Raw genomic sequence first — 4,297 nt, 5'->3', positions numbered from 1 at the left:
GCCCGCCGGCGCCAACTGCGCAAAGACATCAACGACCGCATCCCACGAGTCGCCGCCCGAACCGAACCGCGCACGACTGCGCCGAGCGCTCGCCGGTCAAAACTGCGCACCTACGAAGAGGACGAATGATGGCCCCAAACTTCATCGTCACCAAAGAGCACCGCAGGTTCGCCGAGTTCGCCAGTGCGGTACGCAAAGAACACACGATCGGCATCTGCCACGGCGACGCCGGCGTCGGCAAGACTCAGTCAGCACGCCGATACGCCCACTGGGACACCATCGAACCGTTCATCACTGAATGGGGACCGCGAAGCGACGACGACGCAAAATACTTCGCAACCGCGAACCGCTCCCGCACAGTGTTCTACACCCCCGAAGTCATCTGCAGACCCAAGATCCTCATGCACGAGATCGACCACCTACAGACCAGAATCGGCATCTGCATCGACGAGCACCAGCGCAGCATCGGCAAGGCCACCGACTCACGAACGTTCAAAGTCAGCAACTGGGTCGAGCTGCTCATCATCGACGAAGCGGAACGACTCACCGCAACAGCTCTGGAACTACTCCGCGATGAGCATGATCGCCACCACCTGGCGATCATCCTCGTCGGAATGCCGGGCATCGATCAACGCTTCCGCCACTATCCCCAGCTCTACAGCCGCCTCGGCTTCTCACACCGCTACCGAGCACTCGGCAAAGACGAACTCCTCTTTGTCCTCGATCGACACTGGAAACGCCTCGGCCGCACCCTCGACCCCGACGACTTCACCGACGCCCAAGCCATCGCCGCCATCGAACGAATCACCCGCGGGAACTTCCGACTCCTGGAACGCCTCTTCCCTCAAATCACGCGCGTTCTCAGAATCAACCAACTTGAGACCATCACCGACGACGTCATCGAGGCAGCGGCCAGCATCCTCGTCATTGGCAACTGACGCCAACGACAATCTTCCGACAGGTTCATTCGCACCGTCCCACAGCTAAGGAACTGGGACGGTTGCGCGGAGCTGAACAGGCCGACCAACAAACGTGGCGTGTTTCGGCGCCGGGCTGCGCCGCCGAGGTGAGAGGTGGCAACATCAATTCTGAGTTCACGACATAGAACAGGAGCCCGCGATGTCTACGCGGTATGCCGCAGCCCTCGGTGTATGTCTGGCCGGAGTCGCGCTCTTAGCCGGGTGCGGCGATCAAGGTTCCTCCGCTCCGGCGCCGACAGGCGAGGTCTCAGCCGCAGGCTTGTCGTCCGCGAAAGCGACTCAGGAACGCGCCCTCCCTGAGCGGGTGGTCGTGTGTCAGCCGGGGATGGTTGACACCGCCCTGACCGTGGACGAGGTGCCCAAATGGCCGGGTCCTTCACCGCGAGAGTTTATCGAGCTGAACCATCCCTCGGGCTCGTGCGGAACGCTCACCGGCCCGGAAGCGCGGGTCGTCTATGAGGCGGCGGTCAAGCACCCGGCCGCCCTGCTAGAAGAAGGTCGAGTAGAAGGGGGCCAGAGCCTAAGCGGCACCTCCGATGCGTTGTGGGCTGTGGAAGGCGTCATAGCCTGGCTGGTAGTCGAGCGCCAATGGTAAGAACAGGACTCAGCAGCGGGAGGAGTGGAGGAGAACAATGCTCTGAACCGTCGGCGAAAACCCTCAAATATCGGCTCCCTCTAAGGCGCTCCGGAGTTTCGGTCGATTCCCACCGTCTAACCGGAATCCAGGAGAGCGAAACTAACGTAGTGCGCGGTTCTCAAAAAGCTTCATACTCGCCGATTTTGCGCGCATGGGCCCTGATCGCCGCCACCGTGTTCTTTGTTTTGATCGGATCTGGTACCGCCGCTGCTTGTTCATGTCTCGAGCCAGTAGAGCGACAAGTTGCGCTCGATTGGATCTCGCGTGAAGAGGTCGCCTTTAAGGGGACAGTAGTCCGCACCCTTCCCGGCGTCACCGAATATGAAGTTCACGACGTCTTCGCAGGTGATGTGGCGAAACGCGTACTGGTGTCGTCCCCGTACGCGGGCTCTTCCTGCGATCCCGGCACTCCTCCGCGAGGCCAAGTTTCGTACTTCATCGGCACAAGCAAGAGCGGCATAGTAAGCGCAGCAAACTCCAGCAGTTGCGACTACGCCATTCTGGGCATTTCTAACGCCTCGTCGGATGCCACGGATAACCTTTTCCAAGAGGCACTCGGCCCAGCAGAACCACCGAGAAGCACTGTCCTATCTAGGGTTCTCGGCTTGGCCGAGTGGCCGCTGACATGGTTGGCGGACCGCCGGGTCCAGGTAGTGATCGCTCTCGCGGCAGCGCTTTTTTATCTTATTCACTTCTATCGATCGCGATACGGATCGCCTGCGCATCGCCCGTGATCAACGGTCCGGTCGTGAGCTTGACCGCCAAGCCGGCACCGAGCTCGCTGCCCAGGCCGCCGTAGGTTTCGAGATGCTCACCGGTTCCGACTCGGCATCGCGCGTGGTCATCTATCTCTGCGAAAAGACCGCCACTTAGCGATGCGATTCACAGCAACGATGTCGGCTCGCCCGTCGTCCCGCACGGGTGTACCCAAACGGGACGCATCCATCCGGGTACGTACTCGCTACCGTGCCTGGCCGACGTCTCGCGCTCATTGCATATATACGGTCAATTTGTCCAACACGTAAGATCCCGTCGGACGGGATATAAGTTGTTGGAGGTTCCATGAATGTGGACGCAGTGGCACTTGTGCAGGAGCTTGGCCTACGGATCTCCGAAGGCTCTTCTGAGTGGAGCTGGCTCCTGCGAGCGCCCGACGGACGATTCTTCGAGGTCGAGCCGGTAGCGCCGGTGGAGCGCCTGACCGCGCATCGAGTGCGTGCGGTCCGCGCCGGCCGCTCGACAGATCCCGATCGCGTTCTACACATCGGCAGGTCCGCTACCGACGGGGTGGTGGAGCATGCCCAGGCCGGCGAGATCAACATTCTTACCGCAGAGCCGATCCGGCTGATCTGCGACGGGCGCTCGTACGCGGTGGATCCGGAACCACGGTCGCGATCACGATTGCATTCCCAGCGCACGGGCCGGCCTGCATGGATCCGCTGGGCGTTGGAGCGTTATCTTCTGCTGACACCTGAACCGAGTAGACAGTCGGTGATCGCGGACTCGCTCGGTACCACCCAGCAGGCGATCTCGCGGGCCGCGCAGCACCTCAACGGGCTCGTCACCGATGAGGGTGAGGGGTTGATGGCGGTCGATCGCGCGAAGCTCCTCGAGCACTGGCGCAACGAGTACACCGGGCCTGGGGGGCAGGAGTTCGGGTGGTACAGCCTGGATCCGGTAGCCGGACAAGTAGAAAGGGTGATCGACCTAGTGACTCTGCTCGAAGTGAAGGCTTTGGTCAGCGGGGACATCGCGGCGGACCGACTCGCACCCTGGAAGCTTCCGTCGCGTGGACGGGTCTATGTCACCGGTCCGGTCGACCTTGGGGGCGACGGCTTCGTGGCCGTTCCCGTCGAGGAGGCCAGCCTGGTCACGTGTGTTCCCCGCGACCCGAGCCTTTGGCGGCTCGCCCCACCCACCGAGGCGGCGGCCGGTTCAGATGACCTCCCGATCGCCGATGCGGCGATCGTCTACTGGGACTTGCTCATGAGCGCAGACCCGGATAGCGATGAAGCAGCTGATCAAGTAGCTGCTCTTCTCACCGGGACCCCGCGATGAGCGACGACGCGGAGCTCCGACCCGAGCGAAGATACAGCATCCGAGTCCATGCGATCAGCAACTCTGACGCGTTGGGATACCTCGGCCAACAAGCGATCTCCGCAGCCGTTTCCCCCGAAGACGATTACCGGATTGTGGGTGGCCACATGGTGCGTCTCCTCCTCGAGGTCTACCCGACCCCGCAAGCCACCCCGAGGTCAACCCTTGACTCTGACGCCGCGGTTGGGGACGTTGAGGTTGTCGGCCCGCTCAGTGAACGCCTCAGGGCGCAGGACTTCGTTAAGACTGGGGGCAATGTCTTCCTCAAACAGGCTGAGGGCGGACAGCAGATCGAGATCAATCTGCTCCTACCCCGTCTCGATCACGCACCGGGAATCCGTCCACGGCATGTTCCCGGTGTCGGTCAGGTTGATTCCCTGCCCGAGCTTCATTTGGTGCTGCAGAGCGATCCACTACACCTCGACGTGACCGCCATCTTGCTTGATGGGCAGGCTATCGCGTATCGGACGCGGATCCCTGATGTCGAATCAGCCGTCATCCTGAAGGCGCACGCTTGGAATGCGCGACGCACGGAGAAGGGGTCAAGCCCCTGGAAGTGGTGTAACTGAATGGTGATCCTTCG

Annotated in this window: 3 protein-coding genes; all 3 read left to right on the top strand. The window is 61.7% G+C overall.

Translation table 11 applies throughout. From position 1 onward, the window contains the following. Positions 1–128: 128 nt before the first annotated feature. The 3 genes from G6031_RS18125 to G6031_RS18115 all read left to right on the top strand — a co-directional run bounded on the left by G6031_RS18125 (position 129) and on the right by G6031_RS18115 (position 4,283). Entirely contained in the window at positions 129–938 is an 810-nt protein-coding gene (locus G6031_RS18125; protein ID WP_181715755.1) for an AAA family ATPase, read from the top strand. A 1,741-nt stretch (positions 939–2,679) separates the two neighbouring features. Beyond that, positions 2,680–3,675: a hypothetical protein gene (locus G6031_RS18120; RefSeq protein WP_182654030.1), complete on the top strand. Its 996-nt coding sequence runs from the start codon at positions 2,680–2,682 to the stop codon at positions 3,673–3,675. After that, on the top strand, positions 3,672–4,283 hold the full coding sequence (locus tag G6031_RS18115; protein ID WP_182654029.1) for a hypothetical protein: 612 nt from the start codon (positions 3,672–3,674) through the stop codon (positions 4,281–4,283). The genes G6031_RS18120 and G6031_RS18115 overlap by 4 nt, the downstream gene beginning before the upstream one ends. Positions 4,284–4,297: the final 14 nt, after the last annotated feature.

The sequence above is a fragment of the Dietzia sp. CQ4 genome, assembly GCF_014145125.1.
GTDB lineage: Bacteria > Actinomycetota > Actinomycetes > Mycobacteriales > Mycobacteriaceae > Dietzia > Dietzia natronolimnaea.
This window is presented reverse-complemented; position numbering and strand designations above follow the sequence as displayed.